Source organism: Martinezella sp. CNPSo 3795 (genome assembly GCF_057784475.1).
This window is the reverse complement of record NZ_JBXSOQ010000005.1, coordinates 340,688-366,847: the sequence shown is the minus strand read 5'-3', so window position 1 is coordinate 366,847 and position 26,160 is coordinate 340,688. Positions and strand designations below refer to the sequence as shown.

At 65.3% G+C, this 26,160-nt stretch carries 31 protein-coding genes; 24 read left to right on the top strand and 7 right to left on the bottom strand.

Annotated features, from left to right (window positions below; all coding sequences use genetic code 11):
* Positions 1–5 precede the first annotated feature (5 nt).
* The 3 genes from AC13QY_RS17505 to AC13QY_RS17495 all read left to right on the top strand — a co-directional run bounded on the left by AC13QY_RS17505 (position 6) and on the right by AC13QY_RS17495 (position 928).
* Positions 6–224: a hypothetical protein gene (locus tag AC13QY_RS17505; protein WP_488493727.1), complete on the top strand. Its 219-nt coding sequence runs from the start codon at positions 6–8 to the stop codon at positions 222–224.
* 69 nt (positions 225–293) lie between these two features.
* Complete coding sequence (locus tag AC13QY_RS17500; protein ID WP_488493726.1) at positions 294–707, top strand: hypothetical protein; 414 nt, start codon at positions 294–296, stop codon at positions 705–707.
* Entirely contained in the window at positions 704–928 is a 225-nt protein-coding gene (locus tag AC13QY_RS17495; RefSeq protein ID WP_488493725.1) for a DUF6117 family protein, read from the top strand. Before AC13QY_RS17500 ends, AC13QY_RS17495 begins: the two co-directional genes overlap by 4 nt.
* Before the next feature lie 29 nt (positions 929–957).
* Here the strand turns inward: AC13QY_RS17495 and AC13QY_RS17490 are convergent, their stop codons facing one another.
* Both AC13QY_RS17490 and AC13QY_RS17485 read right to left on the bottom strand, forming a co-directional pair.
* The gene (locus AC13QY_RS17490; RefSeq protein WP_488493724.1) at positions 958–1,317 is read right to left on the bottom strand and encodes a hypothetical protein; all 360 of its coding nucleotides are present in this window, start codon (positions 1,315–1,317) and stop codon (positions 958–960) included.
* A gap of 189 nt (positions 1,318–1,506) precedes the next feature.
* Positions 1,507–2,607: a PAS domain S-box protein gene (locus AC13QY_RS17485; protein WP_488493723.1), complete on the bottom strand. Its 1,101-nt coding sequence runs from the start codon at positions 2,605–2,607 to the stop codon at positions 1,507–1,509.
* Positions 2,608–2,800: 193 nt separating this feature from the next.
* Between AC13QY_RS17485 and AC13QY_RS17480 the strand changes: the two genes are divergently transcribed.
* From AC13QY_RS17480 to AC13QY_RS17470, 3 genes are all read left to right on the top strand, one after another.
* Entirely contained in the window at positions 2,801–7,126 is a 4,326-nt protein-coding gene (locus AC13QY_RS17480; RefSeq protein WP_488493722.1) for a strawberry notch-like NTP hydrolase domain-containing protein, read from the top strand.
* Positions 7,126–8,160, top strand: coding sequence for a DUF7146 domain-containing protein (locus AC13QY_RS17475; protein WP_488493721.1), 1,035 nt, complete (start codon positions 7,126–7,128; stop codon positions 8,158–8,160). Before AC13QY_RS17480 ends, AC13QY_RS17475 begins: the two co-directional genes overlap by 1 nt.
* Before the next feature lie 311 nt (positions 8,161–8,471).
* Positions 8,472–9,395, top strand: a complete 924-nt coding sequence (locus AC13QY_RS17470) for a DUF2493 domain-containing protein (protein WP_488493720.1) — start codon at positions 8,472–8,474, stop codon at positions 9,393–9,395.
* Between the two features lie 15 nt (positions 9,396–9,410).
* On the opposite strand, the gene AC13QY_RS17465 is transcribed toward AC13QY_RS17470, so the two are convergent.
* A complete protein-coding gene (locus tag AC13QY_RS17465) occupies positions 9,411–9,866 on the bottom strand; it encodes a hypothetical protein (protein ID WP_488493719.1) in 456 nt (151 codons plus the stop codon).
* A 271-nt stretch (positions 9,867–10,137) separates the two neighbouring features.
* Here AC13QY_RS17465 and AC13QY_RS17460 point away from each other — a divergent pair, with 271 nt between their 5' ends.
* From AC13QY_RS17460 to AC13QY_RS17450, 3 genes are all read left to right on the top strand, one after another.
* Positions 10,138–10,305 (top strand): hypothetical protein, encoded by a 168-nt coding sequence (locus tag AC13QY_RS17460; protein WP_164714525.1) that lies wholly within the window; start codon positions 10,138–10,140, stop codon positions 10,303–10,305.
* Between the two features lie 140 nt (positions 10,306–10,445).
* Positions 10,446–10,889 carry a hypothetical protein gene (locus AC13QY_RS17455; protein WP_488493718.1) on the top strand — a complete coding sequence of 148 codons (444 nt, stop codon included), beginning with the start codon at positions 10,446–10,448 and terminating at the stop codon, positions 10,887–10,889.
* Between the two features lie 569 nt (positions 10,890–11,458).
* Positions 11,459–11,785 (top strand): DUF736 domain-containing protein, encoded by a 327-nt coding sequence (locus tag AC13QY_RS17450; RefSeq protein WP_008125143.1) that lies wholly within the window; start codon positions 11,459–11,461, stop codon positions 11,783–11,785.
* Between the two features lie 63 nt (positions 11,786–11,848).
* Here AC13QY_RS17450 and AC13QY_RS17445 read toward each other — a convergent pair whose 3' ends face one another.
* The 4 genes from AC13QY_RS17445 to AC13QY_RS17430 all read right to left on the bottom strand — a co-directional run bounded on the left by AC13QY_RS17445 (position 11,849) and on the right by AC13QY_RS17430 (position 15,091).
* Positions 11,849–12,250, bottom strand: a complete 402-nt coding sequence (locus tag AC13QY_RS17445) for a nuclear transport factor 2 family protein (RefSeq protein WP_488493717.1) — start codon at positions 12,248–12,250, stop codon at positions 11,849–11,851.
* 23 nt (positions 12,251–12,273) lie between these two features.
* Positions 12,274–12,996 (bottom strand): hypothetical protein, encoded by a 723-nt coding sequence (locus AC13QY_RS17440; RefSeq protein WP_488493716.1) that lies wholly within the window; start codon positions 12,994–12,996, stop codon positions 12,274–12,276.
* A 71-nt stretch (positions 12,997–13,067) separates the two neighbouring features.
* Positions 13,068–14,504 (bottom strand): carboxylesterase/lipase family protein, encoded by a 1,437-nt coding sequence (locus AC13QY_RS17435; protein WP_488493715.1) that lies wholly within the window; start codon positions 14,502–14,504, stop codon positions 13,068–13,070.
* 188 nt (positions 14,505–14,692) lie between these two features.
* On the bottom strand, positions 14,693–15,091 hold the full coding sequence (locus AC13QY_RS17430; RefSeq protein WP_488493714.1) for a putative quinol monooxygenase: 399 nt from the start codon (positions 15,089–15,091) through the stop codon (positions 14,693–14,695).
* 338 nt (positions 15,092–15,429) lie between these two features.
* Between AC13QY_RS17430 and AC13QY_RS17425 the strand changes: the two genes are divergently transcribed.
* The 15 genes from AC13QY_RS17425 to AC13QY_RS17355 all read left to right on the top strand — a co-directional run bounded on the left by AC13QY_RS17425 (position 15,430) and on the right by AC13QY_RS17355 (position 26,020).
* Entirely contained in the window at positions 15,430–15,672 is a 243-nt protein-coding gene (locus AC13QY_RS17425; RefSeq protein ID WP_488493713.1) for a helix-turn-helix domain-containing protein, read from the top strand.
* 116 nt (positions 15,673–15,788) lie between these two features.
* Positions 15,789–16,052, top strand: a complete 264-nt coding sequence (locus AC13QY_RS17420; RefSeq protein WP_488493712.1) for a DNA -binding domain-containing protein — start codon at positions 15,789–15,791, stop codon at positions 16,050–16,052.
* 4 nt (positions 16,053–16,056) lie between these two features.
* Complete coding sequence (locus AC13QY_RS17415) at positions 16,057–16,485, top strand: transcriptional regulator domain-containing protein (protein WP_488493711.1); 429 nt, start codon at positions 16,057–16,059, stop codon at positions 16,483–16,485.
* An 82-nt stretch (positions 16,486–16,567) separates the two neighbouring features.
* Complete coding sequence (locus tag AC13QY_RS17410; protein ID WP_488493767.1) at positions 16,568–16,933, top strand: DUF2285 domain-containing protein; 366 nt, start codon at positions 16,568–16,570, stop codon at positions 16,931–16,933.
* 147 nt (positions 16,934–17,080) lie between these two features.
* Positions 17,081–17,365 (top strand): helix-turn-helix transcriptional regulator, encoded by a 285-nt coding sequence (locus AC13QY_RS17405; RefSeq protein ID WP_488493710.1) that lies wholly within the window; start codon positions 17,081–17,083, stop codon positions 17,363–17,365.
* 11 nt (positions 17,366–17,376) lie between these two features.
* Positions 17,377–18,264, top strand: a complete 888-nt coding sequence (locus AC13QY_RS17400; RefSeq protein WP_488493709.1) for a replication initiator protein A — start codon at positions 17,377–17,379, stop codon at positions 18,262–18,264.
* Positions 18,265–18,472: 208 nt separating this feature from the next.
* Entirely contained in the window at positions 18,473–19,111 is a 639-nt protein-coding gene (gene parA, locus AC13QY_RS17395; protein WP_037455276.1) for a ParA family partition ATPase, read from the top strand.
* Positions 19,108–19,362: a ribbon-helix-helix protein gene (locus AC13QY_RS17390; RefSeq protein WP_488493708.1), complete on the top strand. Its 255-nt coding sequence runs from the start codon at positions 19,108–19,110 to the stop codon at positions 19,360–19,362. The genes parA and AC13QY_RS17390 overlap by 4 nt, the downstream gene beginning before the upstream one ends.
* A complete protein-coding gene (locus AC13QY_RS17385) occupies positions 19,359–19,880 on the top strand; it encodes a DUF2840 domain-containing protein (protein WP_488493707.1) in 522 nt (173 codons plus the stop codon). Before AC13QY_RS17390 ends, AC13QY_RS17385 begins: the two co-directional genes overlap by 4 nt.
* Entirely contained in the window at positions 19,877–20,422 is a 546-nt protein-coding gene (locus tag AC13QY_RS17380; protein ID WP_488493706.1) for a S26 family signal peptidase, read from the top strand. Before AC13QY_RS17385 ends, AC13QY_RS17380 begins: the two co-directional genes overlap by 4 nt.
* 46 nt (positions 20,423–20,468) lie before the next feature.
* Positions 20,469–20,816 (top strand): DUF736 domain-containing protein, encoded by a 348-nt coding sequence (locus tag AC13QY_RS17375; protein WP_488493705.1) that lies wholly within the window; start codon positions 20,469–20,471, stop codon positions 20,814–20,816.
* 3 nt (positions 20,817–20,819) lie between these two features.
* Positions 20,820–21,581: a lytic transglycosylase domain-containing protein gene (locus AC13QY_RS17370; protein ID WP_488493704.1), complete on the top strand. Its 762-nt coding sequence runs from the start codon at positions 20,820–20,822 to the stop codon at positions 21,579–21,581.
* 244 nt (positions 21,582–21,825) lie between these two features.
* On the top strand, positions 21,826–23,565 hold the full coding sequence (locus tag AC13QY_RS17365) for a relaxase/mobilization nuclease domain-containing protein (protein WP_488493703.1): 1,740 nt from the start codon (positions 21,826–21,828) through the stop codon (positions 23,563–23,565).
* A 25-nt stretch (positions 23,566–23,590) separates the two neighbouring features.
* Complete coding sequence (locus AC13QY_RS17360) at positions 23,591–25,576, top strand: conjugal transfer protein TraG (RefSeq protein ID WP_488493702.1); 1,986 nt, start codon at positions 23,591–23,593, stop codon at positions 25,574–25,576.
* Between the two features lie 9 nt (positions 25,577–25,585).
* Positions 25,586–26,020 (top strand): CopG family transcriptional regulator, encoded by a 435-nt coding sequence (locus AC13QY_RS17355; protein WP_488493701.1) that lies wholly within the window; start codon positions 25,586–25,588, stop codon positions 26,018–26,020.
* Positions 26,021–26,160: the final 140 nt, after the last annotated feature.

Sequence of the window (26,160 nt, the reverse complement as noted above, 5' to 3'; positions counted from 1 at the left end):
TCGCCATGTCGCGATCCACCCCGTCGCCACGCCGCGTCGTCTTCCAGTTCCTCGTCCCCGTGCATGTCGAGGTCGAGGACGGCGTCGTCGGCTGCGTGACGATCATCGACGAAACCCCGGTGCGCGATCCCGTCGTCGTCGAAGGCGATACCGCCTATCTCGCCGACGCCGTGCGCGCCGCCGACGACGGCCAAGCCTGGCCATCCTGGCAATTCGGCTACTAGCCGCCGCCACCCCGAACCCACTCCGAGCCCGGCCCGAGCGCCGGGCTCATTTCGTTTCCGGAGCCCGCCATGACCGATTTCTTCACCCGCTATTCCTGCCTGCTCGACGTCGGCACATCCGCCAACGTCGACCGGGCCTTCGACATCTACGCCGCCCTGATGGCCGAGAACGGCCGCGAGGACCCGCCGGCCGATCCGTTCCGTCTGTCGGTGACACCCGACCATGGTGCGTCGCGGCTTTGGCTGCGCGATCCCGGCACCGCCGATCCGCAGCTCGTCATCACCTTCGTGACGCGGTGCGCCGAGGCCTTCGGGCTGACCGGCCGCTGGGGATTCCAGTGGGCCGGCATCGCCTCCAACCCCGTGATCGACGGCTTCTCGGGCGGCGCCCATGTCCTCGACCTCACCACGGGCGAGACGATCGCATGGAGGAGCACCGGCCGCTGGCTCGCCGACCGGCTTGGCGAGGGAGGCACGCGATGAGCATTCCCGACCATGCCCGCGCCAATTTCCAGACGTTGCTGCGCGCCGCGTCGAGCGGCGATCTGGCGCTGATGGAATGCACCGACTTAGCGACGGGCGAGCCGCGCTACGTCATCTGCGCCGTCGGCCGCGATGACGGCGATTTCGTCTTCACGCCGTTCGGCCATCTCGCCGATGGCAATCCCTTCCAGATCTACAGCCCGCCGGAAGCGTCGACATAGCTGCGCGCGCTCAATGCCTTCGCGCGCCGTTACCAGACCGCCACTTCCCACTGCCCGTTGACGCGGGCAAAGCCAATCGGCCGGTTCTGCGGGCTCGCGTTCGGCCTAGTCGGATCGAGCACGATCTGCGTCATGCAAGTCACGCCCGGGCCGACCCCGCCCGGCGAGCAATCGCCCAGCTTCAGCGTCGCGTTCGCCAGCGACGTACCCGTGAACAGGCGGTGGCGCCGCACCGCCGCGGTCGCTTCCCCCTCGCTTGGCTGGGCGACGCCGGCGGCGACGGCCGGAGATGCAGTGACCGGCGAGATCACCGGCCGGAGCACGAAGCCCGCGCCGAAGCCGACCGCCAGACAGGCCGCGCCGAGAATTCCAATCGCGCTACCCTTCATCTCGCCTCCTTGCTCATTCATCGGGCGCTGCGCGCCCGAAGGGTGCGAGGCGCAGCGCTTTTTCCTATGAGAGCTTAGCGCCCGATCCGCGACGTCGAAAGCCGGTGCGGCAGGCCGGGTTCCGCCCGCGCCAGAGTGAGAGGATGGCGGCCGCCATCCTCGCCGCCGCCGAACGGCGCCGTCGCCGGATCAGCCAGCGAGATTTTGCTTCGACAGACTGATGAACACCGCGAGACCCTCGGACCGCCAGTCGCGCTCGATGGTCGCTCCGAGCGCGCGGGCCAGACCCTCTTCGAGGCGACTTCCAAAACCAAGCGCATCGGGGCGTCGGATCGCGGGGCCGCACGTCTCTATCCAGACGAGACGGACCGCATCGTCCTCCTCGGAAACCGTCACATCGAGACGGCCTTCCGGTTCCGAAAAGCAGCCATACTTTGCCGCATTCGTCGCCAGCTCATGCAGCAGCAACGCCACACTGGTCACCGCCTTCCCACCGATCATCGGGCTGGCGCCTTCGACCTTGATGCGGTCCTTGCCCTCGAAGGGCTTGAGGATGGCGCTCAACAATGCTGGCAGGCTGGTTTCCTGACCGGCGATCCCGTCGCTGGTGATGTCGGACATCGTCAGTTCATGGGCACGCGAGAGCGCGGCCAGCCTGTTCTGGATCGATTGGACGACATCGTCGCTGCTTGATGCCGATTTGCCGCTCAGCGCCACGATACCCGCCGTCAGGGCGAACAGGTTCTTGATGCGATGTTGCATCTCACCGAACAGCAGACTTTGTGCCTCCTGGACCCTCCGCCGTTCGGTAATGTCGCGGGCGATCTTGGACGCCCCTACGATCACCCCGGCGGCGTTGCGGATTGGCGAGATCGTCAGTGACAGATCGACCAGCGAACCGTCCTTGCGCCGGCGCTGCGTCTCGAAATGCTCGACGCGCTTTCCCTGCCGAATCTGAGCCAGGATCGCGGGCTCCTCGTCCAGCCTGTCAGCCGGTATCAGGATGGTAATCGGGCGGCCGATCACTTCATCGGCCGCATAGCCGAACAAGCGGGTCGCACCGGGATTCCAGCTTTGGATGCGACCAGAGAGATCCTTGCTGATGATAGCGTCGTTCGAACCGGCGATGATCGCCGCTAGCCAATCGCGTGGATCGGGTTCTCCTTCCGCGTCGATGGATACAGGCGTCGATGAGTTCGACATGCCGAGCGTGTCGCTCGGCTGGGACAGGCCAGCCTCAGGCTTATCAAGCCCGTCTACGGGCAGCGGGTTCTGCTCAATGCTACTCAAACGAAGCGGCCTCCTCGTGTGCCGCCTCAGGCGCAGCTTATCCTTGATTTGTCCGTGAGCTGCAATCGTAGCAAAGATGTGGCCCGAAGGCCACATCTTAGAGGAAGAGGATGGCCGGGACGGGTTTGAGCCCGTCCGGTCGAGAGAGAGCCGGGCCGGTTCGTTCCTGTCCCGCTCTCCGAGGTCATCCTCCATGTTTCATGCTCCGCTTCCAGCCGCTCAGGCGGCTTCGCTTCCGCTTGTCCCGCACACACCGCCGGCCGCCGCCATCATCGCCGCCGCCGAGCGCATCCTCTCCCACCTCGAACAGGGCCGCACCGTCGATGCCGCCATGCTGCGCAGCGCCATGGAGGACGCTTTCGGCGCGTCCGACGCCACGGGCGCCTGGGACTGGAAAGCCGCCTATGACGCCTGCGAGGCCGCGACGGTCCTGTTCCTGCGCAAGTACGGAAAGCCGCTTTTCCGCAAAGCCGCATCGCCGGCTTCACGGCTGTCGGCACTGACCAAGATCGTCGGACTGCTGCCGACCCACACCCGCCGATCCGAGGAGACGCAGGTCTTCCAGCAATTCTCGACGCCGATCCCGCTCGGCCTTGCCGCGCTGACGGCGGCGACATTGACCCCGGCCGATCGTGTGCTGGAGCCGTCCGCCGGCACCGGGCTGCTCGGCGTCCTCGCCGAGACCGCGGGCGCATCGCTCATCCTCAACGAGCTGGCCGAGACCCGCGCGGATCTTCTCGCCTCTCTCTTTCCGGCCGTTCCCGTCACGCGTTTCGACGCCGCTCAGATCGACGACCATCTCGATCCCGCCGCCGTGCCGAGCGTGGTCATCATGAACCCGCCATTCTCGGTGATGGCGAACGTCTCCGGACGCGTGGCCGACGCCGCCTATCGGCATATCGTCTCGGCGCTCGCCCGTCTCGCCGATGGCGGACGCCTGGTCGCCATCACCGGCGCGAGCTTCTCGCCCGAGCTTCCGGCCTGGCGGGACGCCTTCGTCCGGCTACAGGCGCGCGGACGCGTCGTGTTCACCGCCGCGATCACCGGCTCGGTCTATGCCAAGCACGGCACGACCATCGAGACCCGCCTGACCGTCATCGACAAGGCACCGGCCGAGGACCCCGAGCATTTCCCGGACTCCGCCGGCATCGCACCCGATGTCGCGACGCTGCTCGGCTGGATCGAAGCGCGGCTTCCCGCACGCCTGCCGGTCTCGATCGAGCGTCCCGCCGCGATGCCGGCCACCACGCCGCGCACGGTGCGCGGCTATCTCGCCCGCGCGGCGACGGCCCAGCCCACCCGCCGCATCGCCCAGCTCGATGGCGTGCCGCTCGCCTATGAGACCATCGATTGGACGCCGCCGGAGAGCGGGCGCCTGTCGGACTCGATCTATGAGGCCTATGCGCTCCAGTCGATCCGCATCGAGGGCGCACAACCGCACCCGACCAAGCTGGTGCAGTCCGCCGCCATGGCTTCGGTCGCGCCGCCGAAGCCGAGCTACCGGCCGACGCTTCTTGCGCCAATCGTCGGCGACGGCATCCTGTCCGATGCCCAGCTCGAGACGGTGATCTATGCCGGCGAGGCTCATGGCGAATATCTCGCCGGAGCCTGGACGGTCGACGAAACCGGCGATCTCGTCACCGCCGCGCCAGACAATGCCCCGAACGCGGTGCGCTTCCGCCGTGGCTTCATGCTCGGCGACGGCACTGGCGCCGGCAAGGGCCGCCAGTCGGCCGGCATCATCCTCGACAACTGGCTCCAGGGCCGCCGCAAGGCCATCTGGATCTCCAAGTCCGACAAGCTGCTCGAAGACGCCCAGCGCGATTGGTCGGCGCTCGGCATGGAGCGGCTGCTCGTCACGCCGCTGTCGCGCTTCCCCCAGGGTACGGCGATCCGGCTGCCCGAAGGCATCCTATTCACCACCTATGCCACGCTACGGTCCGACGACCGTGGGGAGAAGCTTTCGCGGGTCAAGCAGATCGTCGAATGGTTAGGCTCCGATTTCGACGGAGTGATCATTTTCGACGAGTCTCACGCGATGCAGAACGCCGGCGGCGGCAAGGGAGAACGGGGGGATGTCTCCCCCTCGCAGCAGGGCCGTGCGGGGCTTCGGCTCCAGCACGCGCTGCCGAACGCCCGCGTCGTCTATGTCTCGGCGACCGGCGCCACGACCGTCCACAATCTCGCCTATGCCCAGCGTCTCGGCCTCTGGGGCGGCGAAGATTTCCCCTTCGCCAACCGCGCCGAATTCGTGGAGGCGGTGGACAATGGCGGCGTCGCGGCGATGGAGGTGCTCGCCCGCGACCTGCGCGCGCTCGGCCTCTACACGGCCCGGTCGCTCTCCTATGACGGCGTCGAATATGAGCTGGTCGAACACCAGCTCACGCCCGAACAGACGCGGATCTACGACGCCTATGCCGGCGCCTTTGCGATCATCCATAATCATCTCGACGCGGCGATGCAGGCCGCCAACATCACCGGCGACAGCGGCACGCTGAACCGGCAGGCGAAGTCGGCCGCCCGTTCGGCCTTCGAGAGCGCCAAGCAGCGCTTCTTCGGTCATCTCCTCACAAGCATGAAGACACCGACGCTTGTCCGCTCGATCGAGCAGGACCTGGCCGCCGGCCATTCCGCCGTCATCCAGATCGTCTCGACCGGCGAGGCCCTGATGGAGCGCCGCCTGGCCGAGATCCCGACGGAGGAATGGAACGACGTCCGCGTCGACATCACGCCGCGCGAATATGTCCTCGACTATCTCGCCCATTCCTTCCCGGTGCAGCTCTACGAGCCTTTCTCCGACAGCGAGGGCAATCTGTCGTCGCGGCCGGTCTATCGCGACGGCCAGCCCGTCGAGAGCCGCGAGGCCGTCGCCCGGCGCGACGAGCTGATCGAACGCCTGGCATCGCTGCCGCCGGTCCCCGGCGCGCTCGACCAGATCGTCCAGCGTTTCGGCACGGACGTTGTCGCCGAGGTGACCGGCCGCTCGCGCCGCGTGGTGCGCAAGGGCGACCGGCTTGCCGTGGAGAACCGGGCGGCCTCCGCCAATCTCGCCGAGGCGGCCTCGTTCATGGACGACGACAAGCGTGTCCTCGTCTTTAGCGACGCCGGTGGCACCGGCCGCAGCTATCACGCGGACCTCGCTGTCCGAAACCAGCGCCTGCGCATCCATTACCTGCTCGAACCGGGCTGGAAGGCGGACGCGGCGATCCAGGGGCTCGGTCGGACCAACCGGACCAACCAGGCGCAGCCGCCGCTCTTCCGGCCCATCGCGACCGACGTGAAGGCCGAGAAGCGCTTCCTCTCGACCATCGCGCGCCGGCTCGACACGCTCGGCGCCATCACGCGCGGCCAGCGCCAGACCGGCGGCCAGGGCCTGTTCCGGCCCGAAGACAATCTCGAATCCCACTATGCGCGCGACGCGCTGCGCCAGCTCTACCTGCTGCTCGTGCGCGGCAAGGTCGAGGGCTGCTCGCTCGATCGCTTTGAGGCCGCCACCGGCCTCAAGCTAATGGACGACAACGGCATCAAGGACGAGTTGCCGCCGATCACCACTTTCCTCAACCGGCTGCTGGCGCTCACCATCGAGCTGCAGGGCATCCTGTTCACTGCGTTCGAGCAGCTCCTGACGGCGAAGATCGAGGGTGCGATCCGCAGCGGTCACTATGACGTCGGACTGGAGACGCTGCAGGCCGAGAGCTTCGTGGTCACCGACAGCCAGGTGATCCATGTCCATCTTGGCACCGGCGCGGAGACGCGGCTCCTGACCATTACCCGCCGGGAGCGCAATCGCCCGGTCACGCTGGTCGATGCGCTCGGTCATCTCGCCGATCCGCGCACTCGGCTGCTGGTCAACGGTCGCTCCGGCCGCGCCGCGGTCCAGATTCCGGCCCCGTCGATGATGCTCGACGATGGCGAGATCGAACGCCGTGTCTGCCTGATCCGGCCAATGGAACAGCATTACGCGCCCCTGCGCATGATGGACGAGAGCCGTTGGGAGGAAGCCGACCGCGACCGCTTCGCCGCCGCGTGGGAGGCTGAGCTTGCCGACGTGCCGGACTTCTCCGACAGCACGATCCATATCGTTGCCGGCCTGCTGCTACCGATCTGGAAGCGCTTGCCGGACGAGTCGACGCGGGTCTACCGGCTCCAGACCGACGCGGGTGAGCGCATCATCGGCCGCCGCGTCTCGCCGGCCTGGGCTGCGAACGCCGCCTCGCAGGGGGCGACCACGTTGACGCCCGAACACGCCTTCGCCGCGCTGATGGAGGGGCGCACGATCCTCGACTTGGCCGAGGGCCTCCAGCTTCGCCGTGCCCGAGTCATGAGCGCCTATCGCCTGGAGCTGACCGGCTTCACCGAGGCGATGCGCGAGCGACTGCGGGCCTATGGCCTGTTCAGCGAGATCATCTCCTGGAAGCTGCGCTTCTTCGTGCCGGCCGACGGCACCGGACCGGGCATCCTCACCAAGCTGCTCGACACCTATCCGGTGGCGCGCATCTCAGAACGGGAGGCCGCGTGATGTCCCGTCACGATGCTTCCGATCTTGCGCAACGTCTCGGCCGGCAGGCCGAGGCGGTGTGCCGACACTACCTATCCAGCGGGCGGCGCGAAGGCCGCTACTGGCTGGTTGGCGACGTGCGCAACACGCCCGGCCGCTCGATGTATGTGCGGCTCAAGGACTCGCCCAAGGGTCCGGCCGGCAAATGGACCGATGCCGCGACCGGCGAGCATGGCGATCTCCTCGACGTGATCCGCGAGAGTTGCGGCCTGATCGACTTCAAGGACGTCGCCGATGAGGCGCGGACCTTCCTCAGCATGCCGCAGCCCGAACCAGTGCCGGCAAACCCGCGTCAGGCACCCGTACCGCACGGGTCGCCAGAGGCGGCCCGCCGTCTGATCGGCATGTCGCAGTCGATCACCGGGACGCTCGTACAGTCGTATCTACGGGAACGCGGTATTACGGATTTACGCGGAACCGGAAATCTGCGCTTCCACCCGCGCTGCTATTATCGGCCCGACGAGCATTCGCCGACCGAAACCTGGCCGGCCATGATCGCCGCCGTCACCGACCTCCGCGACCGGATCACCGGGGCGCATCGGACCTGGCTCGACCCGCGACGCCGCGACAAGGCGCCGCTCGACACGCCAAGGCGGGCGATGGGCGATCTTCTCGGCAACGCGGTGCGCTTCGGCACGGGCGGTGAAGTCATGGCGGCGGGCGAAGGCATCGAGACCGTCCTGTCCGTCAGGCAGGTCTTGCCCGACATGCCGATGCTGGCGGCGCTCTCGGCAGCACATCTCGCCGCCATCCTGTTCCCGGACACGCTGCGGCGGCTCTACATCCTGCGCGACAACGATCCGGCCGGTGACGGGGCGCGCGACAGCCTGGTCGAACGGGCGAACGCGGTCGGGATCGAGGCGATCGTCATCTCTCCCCAGCTCGGTGACTTCAATGAGGATCTCCGCACCCTCGGCATCGACGCGCTCAGAAGCCAGACCCGGATGCAGATCGGGCCGCAGGACGTGGCGCGCTTCTTGGGCGTAGCGGCATAGCCGGCAGGAAGGAAGGTGGCGGCGGTGCCGTCATGTCCGTCCGGATGCCCCATACCGTCTGAGAGGACCGCGCCTCGGCCTTCGAGAGGGCGATCGGCCCACAGTCGGGCCGGCCCGGCAATGGCGGCGGCCGACTATTTTCCGGCGGCAGGCAGAGCCTGCCTTTCCATCGCGAGGCAAAATAGCCGGCCTTCGCCATCCTCCGCTGACGCTCCGGCCCTGCGCTGCGCTCCGGGTGCAGGGCCGTCTCGCCGGTGGGCTTCGTCGCCATGAAGGCCGCGACGGTCGCGGTCCAACCGACGGAGCATCACATGAACGCGCATGACGACTTTGAACCTCACCACGGATCCTCACCCACCGACCACGTCCTCAACGAGTTGCAGCTCCACGGCTACCGACCCTTTGCCGACGAGCCCGACCAGCGGCTCCTTCCGGACGGCAACGCCGTCGCGGGTGCCATCGCCGACATCTTCGACGCCCTGATCGCGACCCTGGAGGACACGCGCCTCGAACCCGACCTCGACGATCTCCTCTGGTCGACCGTCAACGTCTTCCACCGCGCTACGGAACGGATCGCGCGCGAGCTCGACGACAACGAGCAGGCGCAGAAGCGCTCGCAGCGCGAGCAGGACGGCAGCGAGGTGAAGTCGGTCGAACTGGAGCGCCAGATCGCCGAGGGCCAGACGCTCATAGAACGCCAGGCCGCCTTCGAGCTGATGCGCGACCAGGCCGCCGAACACTACGAACGCCACGTCGGCAAGGCATGGCTCCCGCGCAGCGGATCGAAGGTCAACCATCGCAATCTCACCTCGGCGATGATCGACAGCCGCGATTTCCTGATGGCGAAAAAGCGCGCCGATCAGGAGGTCCTCCTTCCTCCCGGCCCGAAGATCGTCGTCACCGGCGGGCTCGACTTCAACGATCACCGGCTGATCTGGGCCAAGCTCGACCAGGTCCACGAAAAGCATCCCGACATGGTGCTGATCCACGGCAAATCGCCGAAGGGCGCCGAGAAGATCGCCTCGCTCTGGGCCAACAACCGCAAGGTTCCGCAGATTGGTTTTGGACCCGACTGGACGAAGCACGGCCGGGCAGCACCTTTCAAGCGCAATGATGAGATGCTGGAGATCGTGCCCAAGGGCTTGATGCACTTCCCGGGCACCGGCATCCACGACAATCTCGCAGACAAGGCCAAGAAGCTCGGCATCCCGGTTTGGAAGTTCGGCGGCGCGTAAGCGCCGCCCATTTTTCTAATCTTCTGACGAAGGAAGACCGACTGGCGTCGGCCTGAACAATGTTGCGTACATTGGAGGGCACCATATCTCACCGCCAAAGACGAGTTCCCCAGCGAACGGCACCACCCGGTCGAGTTCTCGCCGATCATTAATGGCGATGGTCACATGCGGCCGGTAATCTCGATGTTCCCAACCAGCACCCGCGGCCCGGAAGTCGCGGTGACGAGTGGCGATCGTGGCGCACCTGAACCTAAGAGCGATGAATTCACCCATGCGCGCAACGAGCCGGTGGAGTGACGCTGGGACGATCACGGAGGATGCGTCCGGTTTAAGGTTGCTGACATCGACCGTCTCATAAGTTTTCGCGATGGTCACATGCCAGTTGGACGGGACGATATCGTCAAAGCCTGCGGAGCGAGCCCAGCTCGCCAACTCTTGGGCATTGGCCAAAGGTCTCACGACTGTAAGCATAACAATGATCTCCCAACATAGTCGCGTGACTTGCTCGGCAGTCCAGCGATCGTGCCCAGCCGCATCGGCCCTGGGGACAGAAGACCATCCCCGCTTATCTGCGCTGATCCTTGGTCAGACTGATCGCCTGACGCCATCAACCCGTAAAGGGTCGGCTATGCGAGCATGCCGCCGCTTCGGCTGCGCCTGCGCGGTGATTGCAGCGTTCAGTTCGACACTTCGGGCGCCTGTCAGCGGGGGATGGTCCTCCGCTCAAACAGGAGCCGGATCGATGTCCCTGAACGACGCGCACGCCTTCGCCTTCAGCCTCGCCACCACCCTGATGGCCGCCATTATCATCTTCCAGGCCGGCGACGGCACGCTGTCGGTCACGCCCGCCAGCGAATATGACGGCGACATGGCCGCGATCGTCCATGAGATTGATCCCTTCGCCCCATAACCGGGGCGAACCGGCGCCTCCGAGCGGACGTCGCACGCGATTTCCGCTCCCGGCGCAGGCGATTTTTAGCTATAGTTCGAGTGCGCCGTGGTGGTGGTGGAGGCGCGACCGTCAGACTTTTTCTCACGGAGGCTACCACCATGATCATCCTCGCAATACTCACATCCCTCGCGGCCATCGGCCTGCTCTGCTGGCTGCTATTCACGCTGGCCGTCTTCGCGCTGCCGGCGTTCGTCGGCGTGACCGCCGGATCGTGGGCGCACGGCACCGGCGCCGGGATTCCCGGCGCGATCCTCGTCGGAGCGGTCGCCGCCGCCCTCACGCTGGCGGCCGGCCATCTGCTGATCGCCTTCGTCCGACCCATGTGGCTGAAGCTCGCGGTCGCCGTCATCTTCGTCGCGCCGGCCGCCGCGGCGGGCTTTCACGCCACCCATGGCATCGTGAAGCACCTGATGCCCTCGGACGCTTGGCAAATCACGTTCTCTGTCGTCGGGGCCATCGCCGTCGGCATCACGGCCTTTGTCCGGATCGCGGGAATGGCCACGGCGACCGGCCCCACCGGCCGGGACCTCGCGCGGGCCTGACATCACGCATGTCGCCGTGGTGCAGACCAAGGCGACAATTGAAGCGGCGATCCCCGTCAGAAGAGTGGGCGGTTGAGGGGCTTGGAAAGCGGATCGTCGCGTTTGAGGCCCTGAAAGCGACCCATGGGGAGCGGAGGCGCAGCGTTAGCCGTCTGAGCTTGTGCCGAGATCCGGTTGATGCGGGAACGTCCCACAGAGGCAGGCCGGGTCAGGATGCCGTGATCGGCCCGGCCAGAGAAACATTGCTCGCCTGTTAGGTTCGTGGCGATGTCATCTTGGCGGCGGCGGTGGGACGCCATCTCTCCCTTTCAGTCCGTCACGCGACCGCTCCAAACGGCCTCTCCAATGGCCTGATCTGGCCGAAGGCCGGCTTCGCCTCGATCGCCTATGACGCAACAGCCGCGTCAAACTTTCTTCCCCTGCCGGCTGCGCCGTCATTCCTCGCGAGACAAGAAAGCCCTCCTTAGCTGTCAGGCCCCTTCGGGGTGCGCCGTCGATCGCCTCCGTCCAACCGATCGCCATCGAGGCCGCAATGGTGCGGGCTCGGGAACGGAAAACGGAGACTTACAATGGCGACCATCGGCACCTTCAAGAAAACCGGCTCGAACGAGTTCACCGGCGACATCGTTACCCTCAGCGTCCAGGCCAAGAACGTGCGCATCGTCCCCGACCAGCGCGCCACCGGCGAGAACGCTCCCAGCCACCGGGTCCTGGTCGGCCGCGCCGAGATCGGCGCCGCCTGGTCCAAGCGCTCCAACGAGGGCCGCGACTATCTGGGCCTCAAGCTCGACGATCCGAGCTTCAACGCCCCGATCTACGCTAACCTCTTCGATGACGAGGGCGAAGATACCTTCTCGCTGATCTGGTCCCGCCCCAACGGGCGGCGCGGCGACTGAGGCGACAAAAAAGGCCCCGGCCTTAAGGCCGGGGCCTCCCTGGTGCGACCCAAGGGATGCGGGTCAGTGGTCCAGTTTCCAGAATGCGTCTTCGGCCAACTGATCATCTGAGAAAAGCCAGACCTCTTCGATTCTGCCATTGCTGACACGAAGAAGATCGATCCCCTCCATTGACATCGAGCGCGCCCCGGCACTCGCCGAGAATTGGAGGGTAACCGCGATAAGGTCGCCATTGGCGAGCAGGCGGCCTATACGATCAAATTTGAACGTGCCTTCGCTTCGCTCCATGAACTTACCGATAAGCTCAAAGACAGCGCCTCTTCCGCGATGCGTCCCAGATAGATCACTAGAACCAGGCTGATGCCAAACGAGATCATCGCTCAAAAGATCATTAAGCTTCTCGATCTCTCCGTTTGACACCGCGCTGAAATACTCAGCCACAATCTTCTTATTTTCTTCGCTCATTCGCACCTCACCCACACGTTCGCTTAATTATTAATGAGGATCCGGAAATTCGACATGTCCAAGGCCACCATCACGGTATCGCGCATAACGTCGTATTTCTTGGAAGCGGTATATGCCCGACGCTTCGACATGAACGTGAGCCCCTCAACCTCAATCGGGTCGATCGCATAATTTGCAACGTTGAACCCGCCGGCAATGTCGAGCGTGTAGTCCTGCCTTCGCAGCATCATGTCAGCGTCAAAGTAGAACTCTTGAGCCCGGCTATGCGTCGCAATCCCCGCCGGCATCACAGCGCGGATGCCCCGCAGCTCCTCCCCCCTATCCTCGATCGGGTCGATATCCCAAATCTGAACGCCTTCCATGGTCAGGGAGAACGGGACCGTCAGATAACTCCACATCGCGTAACTGCCGAAGTAAGCGCGCTGGATCGGATCCCAGGGAGTCGCCAAGTCATGACCGAAGAATGAAAGGCGAGGATCATCCCGGGCAGCAATGACGCGGCCTCCCCACGCCGCGATCTCAACTCGCGCTGGTTCGAATGCCGCAACCGTCTCTCCGCCCAGCGGAGACATCGCCGCCCGCTGGGTATGCGCTTGCACGGTCATCTGCCGGGTCTCGGTCGAGTCGGCCCCTTTTATTTCGAGCAGCCTTCCCCTGCTTTGAAAATCGACCACTACAGCCATGATTTCATTCCACCGCTGCAAGCCGCCATGGGCTGCAATCGCAGCCGCCAAAAGGCTATTCATGGTTTGCCTTCCCTCTCACTGCCCGCCACACCGGCGACGCTCCGGACCCCTGCGGTGGCCCACCAGCTTCGTCATGGTTCCCAAACGAGGCGCCGATCCTTCCAAGGGTCGCGCCGCAATTCGCTGTTGAAATCCAGGATCATCACCTCCCGAGCGTCGGCAGAGTATGGAGCCCAGTTGGGGAGTCGTGCGTGGTTCGGATTTCCGGTGCGGGCAAACGCGACGAACGCATCGGTGACCTGCCCTGCCAACGCCTGCGCGTACTCGCTCGAACCCGTCGCAGTACCCATCAAGAGATCATAAGGTACGCTTGCGCCGTTGCCCGCATTGAAAAAGTAAACATACGCCGGGGCGCCAGCAGCCGCTCTGGCTTCTGCAAGCCGCACATGCGGCATCCACCAGTCGCGGTCTGTGACGATCTCCGCTAGCAGCGTCGAGGGCGACGCCCACGGACTTGTTTGTCTATATCTGCCGATGATCTCAGCGCTGCGAGGGCCTAGATGCGGAGCGAGCATCTCATCGAGATCGGTCTCGGTCATCCACCCAAACTTTGCTTCGGCTGCGACGCGGTACCAATGTTCGAAGCGTGCGATGCCGAGCATCATCGGCACGTCCGCTCCGCGGCCTTGCGAAAGGGTATCCCGCAGCGGCTCGGTGAGCGTCACGCCATCGACAACGGGCGCAAGCAGGTCGAAGTTTATCCACGGACGATACCCCGAGCCTGAAGTCGGAGCCATATTGGCCTTGACGTTTCCGAAGGCCGCGAGCACCTCCGATGTGCTGAGAGACTGAAGCCGTTGCAGATCGCCCGGCTGAACGTTCAGGTCAGCCAAGATTTGGCTCGACGCCGCCGCACTGTCCTCTTGCCGGTTTTCCTTCCAGAGATCATGTCCGGCCATGACGATACCGCGATCGAACAGCCCGGAGAACGCTGGCATCGCGAACGCATGCGCAACCTTGGAACCGCCGCCGGATCGACCGAAGATGGTTACATTATTGGGATCGCCGCCAAACCGAGCGATGTTCGCCTTGATCCACTGTAACGCCTTCGCGAGATCAAGCATTCCCACGTTGGCTGAGCTTGCATACGCAGATCCGAACTCAGGACCGAGTTGAAGAAAGCCCAGGGCGCCGAGGCGATGATTTACCGTGACGACGACGACATCGCCTCGGCGAGCGAGAGATGCACCTTCGGCTAATTCCGATATCGCGTTGTAGGCACCGCCGTGAAACCAGACCATGACCGGTCGGGAGCCCGAGACGGCGGGCGTCCAGATGTTCGCCAGAAGGCAGTCCTCGCTCTGGCGTTCGAAGCCAGGCATGATCTGGGCGTGCGGACAATAGTCGCCGTAGGCTCCCGCATCCCGGACCCCCGACCAAGGCTCGCGGTCCTTGGCCGGAAGAAACCTGTTCGCGCCGCCGGTATCTGCGGCATAGGGAATGCCCTTGAAGGCAAGCAGATCGCCCCCCTCAACGACGCCCTGGACCTTGCCGTAGACGGTTTCCACGACAGGCGATTGCGGGAGAGGTTCCGCATGAGCCACTACTCCTGAAGACGCGCAGGTGCTTGCAAACAAGCCCGCCGCCAAGCTCCGAAGCCAATTGCTTCGCCGTACTGACATCCTAATTCCTCATGCGCGTTCGTTGATCGGTCCTACGGACAGGGCGCGGCGCGGGCGCCTGGTCTCTCGGCGGCTCAGCCTAGGACGGCCTTCCCGCCCAGTGGCACCTCGTCCACCATCGACCAGTCATCCACCAGCGGCGCAAACCTTGCGGTGTAGGCTTTCGCATTCGGCGCTTCGGAGAAGCGCTTATGCGCCTCTTCGCTGGTCCATCCTTCGGTGACGAACACCAAGTCCGGGTCGCTCTTTGAGCGACCGATCAGAAACACAGGGCATTCAGCGACGGAGAACCCGGGAGCCTCGAAAAGGAGATCGACCAGCGCGTCGCCCATGCCGGGCTTGGCTTTCACTCGGGCGTGGAAGCCATAGCCGATATTGGAAGTCCTTAGCGCTTGCGCAGCGGCCGGCATCGCGCCGACAGTCGTGACAGCGGCAGCAGCGCAAAATGTAAGTAATGCCTCGCGGCGCTTCATTCTTTTGCCTCCGTTGAAGTTCTTGTGCCGCTCTAGCTATCACTCAAGGGCCACGACAATCGATCATCACTGGTCCGTATTTCATTACCAACCGTCCAAGAAATTGGCTGCGATGAGGCATCAACATCTATCGGCCAGACGCATGGCGTCGGGTTGCACGGTGAAGCTCGGCATCAACCCAGTGGTCTTCAGCACCCCGAGACGACCGAATCAGTTCGTCGGAGCTCCTGCCACAAACCTCCCCGCACGAAGCATTTGGCCTCGCCAAGGTGGCCATGGGCGACTATTATAGTCGTAGTTCTGGCGTGCGTATGGGTCCGAGTGGGAGGTGATCATGCATGATCACCGCCCGACAATCACGGGCCGCACGCGCGTTGCTGGGCTGGACACAGGAGACGCTCGCTGACAAGGCCCGGGTCTCACTAACCGCGCTGAAGCGCTTGGAATCCGAAAGCGGGCTCCAGGTTTACGAAACCACGCGCGACGAAGTGAGACGCGCCTTTGAGCGAAACGGCATCGTCTTGCTGAACTCCGCCCAAGGCGTGGGAGTGATGCTTGTACACGATAAGGCCGACCATTGATCGGCAGCGTCTCACCGACGAGCCCTTGACCGAGCAGGTCGCGAGCGCAACACGCGCCATCAAATCATCGTTAACAACCGGCTGTAGACCGGGTACATCTCTCGGCGGGGGTCACCGTGCGACAAGATGAATTCTTAGATCAGCCTCCGACTGATCAGGCGCTTACCGCCTACGACGAAGCGCATGCCAAATTGTACCTTCGCCTTCTGGACGCTGAAGCTCAGGGCGCAAGCTGGAGCGAGGTTGTATACACCCTGTTTGGCATCTCTGCGACTGCCGAACCTGATCGTGCCTGGAACGTCTACGCCGCACACCTCACTCGCGCGAAATGGATGACCGAGAACGGATACTCCTCCCTGGTAAGACGGCCGCCATGCTGAGGTGATGCGATTCATGCATAGCGTGTATCAGCCTTCGTTCTTCCCGATGCGGAAACAACTTGGAATCGTGTCCGACATACAACTCGCGTTGCGTAGTTATGCGCGGAGGAACCGGAGGATGTCAGAGGACGAAAGTTGGCGGATGGAGTCCGCCTACGATTACGTCGATAGCTTAAACCCTAGCGGACTGGCCTGGGAGTTCCTGCGAAGGAACGCCGATTACCAACACGGATACCAAGGCCTTCTTCAGGACAATCAGCTTTCAACTGTCGCCGCTGAGCAGTTTGCTCGGCACTGGGGGTTGCGCTTTCGCCCTCGATCCAAAATTCCCTGCCACGAGCCAAGAGATATTCTGGAAACCGGAGAGCGATCCCGCGACGATCCTCCTCGATCCCGGCTCCGAATCCGTGGAGACGTTCCCGCTCGATCTTGAAAGTGCGCATCGCGGTGCGCGATGGCATGACGAAGCGGCCCTAGTGCGCTTGGAAGCGCACGGTGCCTCCTTCGATGTCGTTATGCGGGAAACTGGCCAGGCGAGCGCCGCGGCACTCATCCTGCTGGATGACAAGGTCCACGACAGACTAACAGCCCTCGCCAGATTCTGGGCAATGGCCACCGGAAAACGCATCCCTGCGGATCCGCGGCTAACACCTCAGCGCCTCTTGCGCGTCCGACAGATGCTTCGTGTAGTCGACGGTCGGTCAACTGGCGCCACATACCGAGCAGTCGCCGAAGCGATGTTTCCCCGGCACGAGATCGAAGCCGCCTCGTGGGCCGGCAGTGCTGTCCGCGAAACTACTATTCGCCTCGCACGCGACGGAATGAAGCTCGTTCGCGGAGGCTATTTCTCCCTTCTACGTCGACCGAGGCGAACGCGGTAGCGGCCCTCGGTCGCACGCCAGCTACATCCAACGTGTCGATTTTAGTTTCCTAACTTCGACATCGTGCGCCCATCGCCATCCCTCCACCGTGCTCCTGAGCCGCCACTCATCCGAAGCGGCGACCTACGACACCACGGAGGTTCGATAATGCGCGATGTAGCCCCCACATTACCCCCGCGATTTCTAAGGACTCAAGAAGCAGCACGCCTTCTCGGCCTTTCGGAGCGCACTCTCGAAAAGCATCGGACCTACGGAACCGGCCCAGCCTACCGCAAGCTCGGCGGACGCGTCGTCTATTCTGTCGAAGACCTTCAACACTGGGCTGATCGAGGCCTCGTAACCTCAACCTCAGACCCACGGGCCGGCACCGTGCTGCCAGCCAAACCTCAGGCTAAATCCTCCGCCACTGCCGGCGGGCGCTTTGCCCGCTGAGACGGCGCGCCATGTCGTTCCGTCACCAGTATCGCGATGAGCGTGCGCAGCTCGATCTGTTCCGGGCGCTGCCCGGCGATCTTGCACCTCGCGATGCGCAAGACCTCATGGCCTATCCCTTCTTCTCACTCGCCAAGTCGAAGCGCCTGGCGCCGATCGATTTCAGGGCGGGCTCGGTAAAGATCCGCGTCGAGGCCGTGCCCGAGCACGGCATGGCCACGATCTGGGACGCGGATGTCCTGATCTGGGCCGCCTCGCAGATCGTCGAGGCGCGTGACGTCGGCTTGCGACCGTCGCGGCTGATGGCGACCACCCCCTATGAAATCCTGAACTTCATCGGCCGCGGCGTGTCGCTCCGCGATTACGACCGCCTGAAGGCGGCGCTCGACCGGCTTCAATCGACCACGGTGGCGACCTCCATCCGCCAGCCGACCGAGCGGCGGATGCACCGCTTCTCCTGGATCAACGAGTGGAAGGAGCGCGCCGATCATCGCGGCCGGCCGCTCGGCCTCGAGTTGATCGTGCCCGACTGGTTCTACGGCGCCGTGCTCGACGACGCGCTCGTGCTGACCATCGACCGCAACTATTTTGGTCTGACCGGCGGGCTGGAACGCTGGCTCTATCGCTTGGTGCGGAAGCACGGCGGCAAACAGGAGTTCGGCTGGAGCTTCGATTTCCCGCACCTCCACGCCAAGTCCGGCAGCCTCTCGCCCCTCAAGCATTTCGCCTACGACCTGCGCGACATTGTCAAACGCCAGCCGCTTCCCGGCTACCGCCTGACCATCGAGCAGTGCCTCGGCGGACCAGAAATCCTGTCTTTCGTGCCGACCGATCCGGATGCCCTCGGCATCCCGCGCCGCCGTCGCCGCACCAAATCTCGCCCTGGGGATAAGCTGTGAATCGTCTCGTGCTATCAGGGACCGGCACTATCGTGCCATCGGGGACCGGACTCTCGTGCTATCGGGGACCGGAATCGTCGATTCCTCGCGCTGAATCAGCAGCTTACGCGCCCTCTAACTTATCTAACTTAGATTCCTACGGAATCTTTCTAACGCGACCGCGTTTTTCGGCCGCTGTGGACGAGTCCCCGATCGCTGGGAGACCGTCATGATTGTCGCGCTGCTCAACCAGAAAGGCGGCGTCGGCAAGACGACGCTCGCCCTGCACCTCGCTGGTGAATGGGCTCGCCGTGGACAGCGCGTCACGCTGATCGACGCCGATCCGCAAGGCTCGGCGCTCGATTGGTCGCAGCAACGCAGCCGGGAGGGGCTGGAGCGGCTGTTCGGCGTCGTGGGCCTCGCCCGCGACACGCTCCACCGTGAAGCGCCGGAGCTCGCTCGCGACGCCGACCATGTCGTCATCGACGGCCCGCCGCGCGTCGCCGGGCTGATGCGCTCGGCACTGCTTGCGGCCGACCTCGTGCTGATCCCGGTGCAGCCATCGCCACTCGATGGCTGGGCGTCGGCCGAGATGCTCGCGCTGCTCGGCGAGGCGCGCATCTACCGCCCGCAGCTCGCCGCGCGCTTCGTGCTGAACCGCTGCGCAGCCCGCACGGTGTTGGCGCGCGAGACCGCCGAGACGCTGGCGGATCACGACCCACCCTTGCTCTCGACCACGATCGGCCAGCGCATCGTCTTCGCCGACGTCGTGCAGACCGGCCGGCTCGCTGCCGAGCAGGACGAGGATTGCCCCGGCGCGCGCGAGATCGCAGCGCTCGCGGCGGAAGTCGCGAGGATCGGCGCATGAGCGAGCGGTCCCCGAAACGCAGCTTTGCGGCGCGTCCCGCCGATCCCGAAGACTGGATAAAGGCGCCCGACCGCCGGGCCTCCCGCAACCAGCCCGCCGAGGACTTCTCGGCCCGGCTGACGATCGACGTCACCGCCGACATGCGCGGCCGCATCAAGATCGCCGCCTTTCAGCGCGGCCAGACCGTCGCCGACATGCTGCGCGCGCTGTTCGAGCGCGAATTCCCGCCCCCGTCAGGAGAAGCACAATGACCGGCCTTGTCGCCGCGCCAGAATGCGTCGGCCGTGCTGCCGCCGAGCTGCCGCCCGAAGCGTTCACCCAGGTCGAACTCGTCTGGATCGAGAAGCAGACGGAGCACTGGGTCCGCTTCGGCCGCGAGCGGCGCGAGCAGATCCTCGACCGCCGCCGTCGCATCCTCTTCTTCCCTCCCGGCAGCGTCTTCGCGCTCGTGCGCTGGGCGGCGAACGAGCATGGCACCGTTCTCTCGCGGCTCGACATCCTGCGCACGGTTGAGCGCGACGCAGCGTGCCAGACGGTTCCGACGGTCACGCCCGGCGCAGAGGTTCTGTTGCATGTCGATGGCTGGCCGAAGGTTGAGCGCGTGCTCCAGCTCATCGATGCCATCGAGGCGCGCGGCATCGACCCGATCGAGGTTTCGCCCGACCATTGGCGCCACGTCCACAACCGGGTGACCGTCGGCGAAACGCCGCGCGCTTATGGTCCGCACCAGCATCGCGCCTTTCTCCTGCGCCGGGAGATCGGCGCATGACCCGGCTCTCCTACGCCATCGTCACGACAGCGGCCGTGTCCCTTCTCGGCATCGCCTCAGTGGCATCGTTCGCGCCGAAGCTGATCTGGAATGCGTCCGCCAGCACGCCGGTCGGCCTTTACACGATCGACGAACCCGGCCCGGTCGCCGTGACCGATCTGGTCGCGGTGGATGCCCCCGAACCGCTCGCCACCTTCCTGTCCGATGGCGGTTATCTGCCGCGCGGCGTGCCGCTGCTGAAGCGCGTCGCCGCGCTCCCAGGACAGCGCGTCTGCCGGACCGGGCTCGCCATCACCGTCGACGGCCTGCCGATGGGCGACGCCCTCGACCGTGATCGCGGCGGCCGTCCGCTCCCGATCTGGCAGGGCTGCCGATTGGTCGCGGCCGGCGAGCTGTTCCTGATGAACTGGCAGGTCCGCGACAGCCTCGACGGCCGCTATTTCGGCCCGCTTCCGGCCACCGCCGTGATCGGCCGGGCCACCCCTCTCTACACCGACGAGGACGCCGATGGCCGCTTCGTCTGGCGCGCGCCGACGCGGTGACGGCCCGTCCATGACTCTGTCCACCGCAATCTGAAGGAGACGACTCATGCCCGTGATCGGTCAATTCATGCGCGAAAATGATGGCTTCATCGGCCACTTGACGACGCTGTCCTTGCATCAGGACATCATCATCGTCGCGGCCGAACCGTCCGATGTCGAGAACGCGCCCGACTACCGAGTCCATGTGCTCGACACCATGAGCAACGAGACCGGCGCGGAGATCGGCGCGGGCTGGAAGCGCACCGGCGAGAAGGCCGGCGAATATGTCTCGCTGCAGCTCGACGATCCGACCTTCGACCATCCGATCCGCGCCAACCTGTTCCAGTCGGCCGATGACAAATCCGCCTGGGGCCTGCACTGGAATCGCCCGCCGAAGCGCGGCGAGCGGGACTGAACCATGCCCGCCGCGCGCCATCAGCCCGCCGTCGGAGGGAGGATCACCCTCCGACGTGCTGCCCTCCTTCTCCTTTCCGGCCTGATCCTCGCCGCACCGGTCGCGAGCAGTGCCTACGCCCAGCAGACGCCGGTCGAGCGGCCGTCACGCAGCGATCCCTATGACGCTTATATCGCCGAGGCGGCGCAGCGGTTCGGCGTACCCGAAGCGTGGATTCGCGCGGTCATGCGGGTCGAAAGCGCCGGCGACGTGCGCGCCATCTCGTCGGCGGGCGCGATGGGCCTGATGCAGATCATGCCCGCCACATGGGCCGACCTGCGCATCCGCCATCGGCTCGGCGGAAATCCCTACGACCCGCGCGATAACATTCTGGCAGGCGCCGCGTATCTGCGAGAAATGCACGACCGCTACGGATCGCCCGGTTTCCTGGCGGCCTATAACGCCGGCCCGGGCCGCTACGAAGAGTATCTCGCCGGCCGCCCATTGCCGGCCGAAACGCGTGCCTATGTCGCGACGCTCGCCCCCATTGTCGGCGGCGGTGAACTCGCCGGCCCCGTCGTGGTCGCGGCCGCCGATCCGCTCGCCTGGACGCGGGCGCCGCTCTTCGTCGTGCAGTCGACCGGCAGCGGACCTGCCGCGCCAGTGCAGTCCGAAGACGCTCCCGGTGACGTCACGGCGGCCGCCCCACCGCGCGACCGAGGCCCGGTGGCTTCGCGCACCGATGGCCTTTTCGTCGCACGCAATGTCCCCGGTGGCCCGCGATGACCGCGTTCGCATCCGTTCGCACTGTGGCGCGGTCTGGCGGGCGAATGGCGGTCCGGAGAGGAGGAGCAGTCAGCACAACCGCACGATGGCGAGATAAAAGCGCGCGAGGTGCGGCTTGGTGCGGTCGTGTTTTTTCAGGGACTTATGACGCATTTGCGCGAGGTGCGCCTGATCGGCGCAGCCTGCGCATTCGCGATTTATCGGGGCATTTCCTCGACTTCGCGCGATGTGCGGAGCCTCGGCCATGAGCGGAGAGGACGATTTCCGCATTCGGCCTGGCCGCATCCGCTCGACCCGGGCTCAAGCTGCGCGGCCCTTTATCGCGCAGGCGCTGGCGGCCGCCCAGCGCGCCGGCGGCAGCGTCTCGCGCTCCGGCAAGATCGGCTCGGGCAACCGCTCACGGTTCGGGCGCGGCCAGCGCGCGACCGTGCAGGCCAATCGGCTGCTGACCAGCCGATCACGCAACACGGTCATCAAGACGCGCGTCGTCCGCCATACGGCGCGGGCCGCGCCGCTTTCCGCCCACCTCAGCTATCTCCGCCGCGAGGGCGTCACCCGGGATGGCGAGAAGGCCAGGCTCTTCGGGCCGGAGACCGAGGACGCCGATCCCAAGGCCTTCGCCGAGCGCACCCAGGACGACCGGCATCACTTCCGTTTCATCGTGTCGCCCGAGGACGCGACCGAGATGTCCGATCTCAAGACCTATGCCCGCGACCTGATGGGACAGATGGAGAAGGACCTCGGCACCAAGCTCGACTGGGTCGGCGTCGATCACTGGAACACCGACAACCCGCATGTCCATATCATCCTGCGCGGTCGCACCGAGGACGGCCAGGACCTCGTCATCTCCCGCGACTACATCAAGGAAGGCATGCGCGCCCGCGCGCAGGACCTCGTGACCCAAGAGCTGGGACCGCGCACGGATCACGAGATCCGCCGCAATCTCGAACGACAGATCGAGGCGGAGCGCTGGACCAATCTCGATCGCCAGCTCGCCCGCGACAGCTATCGCACCGGCGTCGTCGATCTCGCGCCGCACCCGGACCGCCAGCCCGACGAATTCCACGCGATGAAGGTCGGCCGGCTACGCAAGCTGGAAACGCTCGGCCTCGCCGATCAGGTCGGGCCGGGCCAATGGGTCGTGTCCGAGAATGCCGAGGCGACGCTGCGCGCGCTCGGCGAGCGCGGCGACATCATTAAGCGCATCCATCGCGGCCTGACCGAACGCGGCATCGAGCGTGGCGCGGCGAGCTATGTGCTCGCCGGCGAAAGCCTCGATGATCCCGTTGTTGGCCGGCTGGTGGATCGTGGTCTCGACGATGAGCTGAAGGGTACGGCCTATGCCGTAGTCGACGGCACGGACGGGCGGACCCACCATATCAAAATGCCCGACCTCGATGCCGCCGGCGACAGCGCCCCAGGCTCGATCGTCGAGCTGCGCAGGTTCGACGACGCGCAGGGGCGGCGCCGCGTCGCGCTCGCCGTCCGCTCGGATCTCGATATCGAGCGACAGGTCCATGCGACGGGCGCCACCTGGCTCGACCGGCAGGCCATCGCCCGCGAGCCGGTAGCGCTCGGCGGCGGCGGCTTCGGCGCGGAGGTGCGTCAGGCGATGGACCGGCGCGCCGACCATCTCATCGCCCAGGGGCTCGCCGAGCGGCAGACGCGCGGCGTCAGCTTTTTGCCGGGGCTGATCGACCAGTTGCGCCAGCGTGAGGTGGAAGCTTTGGGCGCCAAGCTTGCCGCCGAAACCGGGCGTCAGTTCACCAAGGCCGGAACGGGCGAATATGTGGCGGGCACCTACCGTCAGCGCTTCGCGCTCGCCTCGGGCCGCTTCGCCATGATCGACGACGGCCTCGGCTTCCAGCTCGTGCCCTGGTCTCCTTCCCTCGAACGCCAGCTCGGTCAGCACGTCTCGGGCGTCTCGCGCGGCCCTGGCGGCGTCGACTGGAGTTTCGGCCGCAATCGCGGCCTCGGCATGTAGCCCAATCAAGAAAGGAGTGCCCGCCATGTCGGCGACGAAGATCCTCTGGGGCCAGATCCTCACCGTCTCCCTGATCGTGCTGATGACGACCTGGGGCGCGACACAATGGACGGCCTACCGGCTCGGCTTCCAGCCACAGCTCGGGGTGCCCTGGTTCGAACTTGCCGGCTGGCCGATCTACTATCCGCCGGCTTTCTTCTGGTGGTGGTATTTCTACGACGCCTATGCCCCGCCGATCTTCGTCGAGGGCGCCTATATCGCGGCGTCGGGCGGGTTCATCTCCATCGCCGTCGCGATCGGCATGTCGGTGTGGCGGGCACGCGAAGCGAAGAACGTGGAGACCTACGGCTCGGCCCGCTGGGCGCGGCCGGAAGAGGTGAAGGCGGCCGGCCTCCTCGGTCCGGACGGCGTCGTGCTCGGCAAGCATGAGCGTGAGTATCTTCGCCATGACGGTCCCGAGCACGTCCTGTGCTTCGCCCCGACACGTTCCGGCAAGGGCGTGGGGCTGGTCGTGCCCTCGCTCTTGACCTGGCCGGGCTCGGCGATCGTTCACGACATCAAGGGCGAGAATTGGGCGCTCACCGCCGGCTACCGCGCCCGGCACGGCCGCGTGCTGCTGTTCGATCCCACGAACGCGAAGTCGGCAGCCTACAATCCGCTGCTCGAGGTGCGCCGCGGCGAATGGGAAGTCCGTGACGTGCAGAACATCGCCGATATCCTGGTCGACCCGGAAGGCTCGCTCGAAAAGCGGAACCACTGGGAGAAGACATCGCACGCGCTTCTGGTCGGCGCGATCCTGCACGTCCTCTATGCCGAGGCAGACAAGACATTGGCCGGCGTCGCCGCTTTCCTGTCCGATCCGAAGCGGCCGATCGAGTCGACCTTGGCGGCGATGATGAAGACCGCCCATCTCGGCGAGGCAGGACCTCATCCCGTCATCGCCAGTGCGGCCCGTGAGCTCCTCAACAAATCCGACAACGAGCGGTCCGGCGTGCTGTCGACCGCGATGTCATTCCTGGGGCTCTACCGAGATCCCGTTGTCGCGGAAGTAACCCGCCGTTGCGACTGGCGCATCGCCGACATGGTCGGTGGCAAGCATCCGACCACGCTCTACCTCGTGGTCCCGCCGTCCGACATCAACCGGACCAAGCCGCTGATCCGCCTGATCCTCAATCAGGTCGGGCGCCGGTTGACCGAGGACCTGCAGGCGAAGGGCAACCGACACCGGCTGCTGCTGATGCTCGACGAGTTTCCCGCGCTCGGCCGCCTCGACTTCTTCGAGAGCGCCCTTGCGTTCATGGCGGGTTACGGCCTGAAGGCGTTCCTTATCGCTCAGTCTCTGAACCAGATCGAGAAGGCCTACGGACCCAACAACTCGATCCTCGACAACTGTCATGTCCGCGTGAGCTTTGCGACCAATGACGAGCGCACGGCCAAGCGCGTCTCCGACGCGCTCGGCACCGCCACGGAAATGAAAGCGATGAAGAACTATGCCGGCCATCGACTTTCGCCCTGGCTCGGCCACTTGATGGTGTCGCGCTCGGAGACCGCCCGGCAATTGCTGACGCCCGGCGAGATCATGCAGCTCCCGCCCTCCGACGAGATCGTCATGGTCGCCGGCATTCCGCCGATCCGCGCGAAGAAGGCCCGCTACTATGAGGATCGGAGATTTCAGCAACGCATCCTCACGCCGCCCGGCCTGACCAAACCGGCAAGCGCAAAGGCAGACGATTGGAGCACGCTGGCTTTGCCTGAACGGCCGGTGCTGAACGCGCCCATCGCCGTGGATGATGCGGTCGATGACGATCCGACGGATTCCGAGCGCCGGCATCAGCCCGAACTGAGCCGCACCCAGACCGTCGAGCGAAAGCCGGTCATCGAAAACGAGTTCGAGATCGATCCGCGCGATGACACTGACGAGGATGCCGCCCGCCTCAGCCGCGTGACGCAGACGATGCGCCAGGTCGCGCGCCAAGCCTCGCTCGATCCCGGCGACGGCATCGAATTGTAGGAGGCGCCGGTGACGAAACCTCCAAAGAAGCACAGGCTGTCGGTGTACCTCGACCCGGACGTGATGAAGGCGCTGGCGGCCCATGCGGCGCGGCGCGATCTCTCCCTCTCGCTGGTCGCCGAGGCCGGCATCGCCTCTTTCCTCTCGCCAGACGCCGCGGAACGGCAGGAAGCGGCGACGACAAAGCGGCTCGATCAGCTCGACCGCCGAATGGCGCGCATGGAGCGCGACCTTGGCATCTCCGTTGAAACGCTCGCCGTGTTCATACGCTTCTGGCTGACCTCCAACCCACCGCTCCCGGAACCGGCGCAGGTCGCGGCACGCGCCAAGGCGGCGGAGCGCTATGAGGCCTTCGTGACCGCGCTCGGACGACGGCTCGCACAGGGACCGAAGCTCAGACAGGAAATTTCAGAAGACATCGCGCCCGCGCGCGACGCGGATTAATCACGGCGGCGCAAAGCGCAAGTATTCCAGCGTTTCGCCGTTTCCCTGTCTTTGTACGCCACAGTACGACGACCACATGATGGTTGTTGTCAGACCATAAATTCTGCCTCTTCTACTCATCCCCGATCCAGGGCCGCACT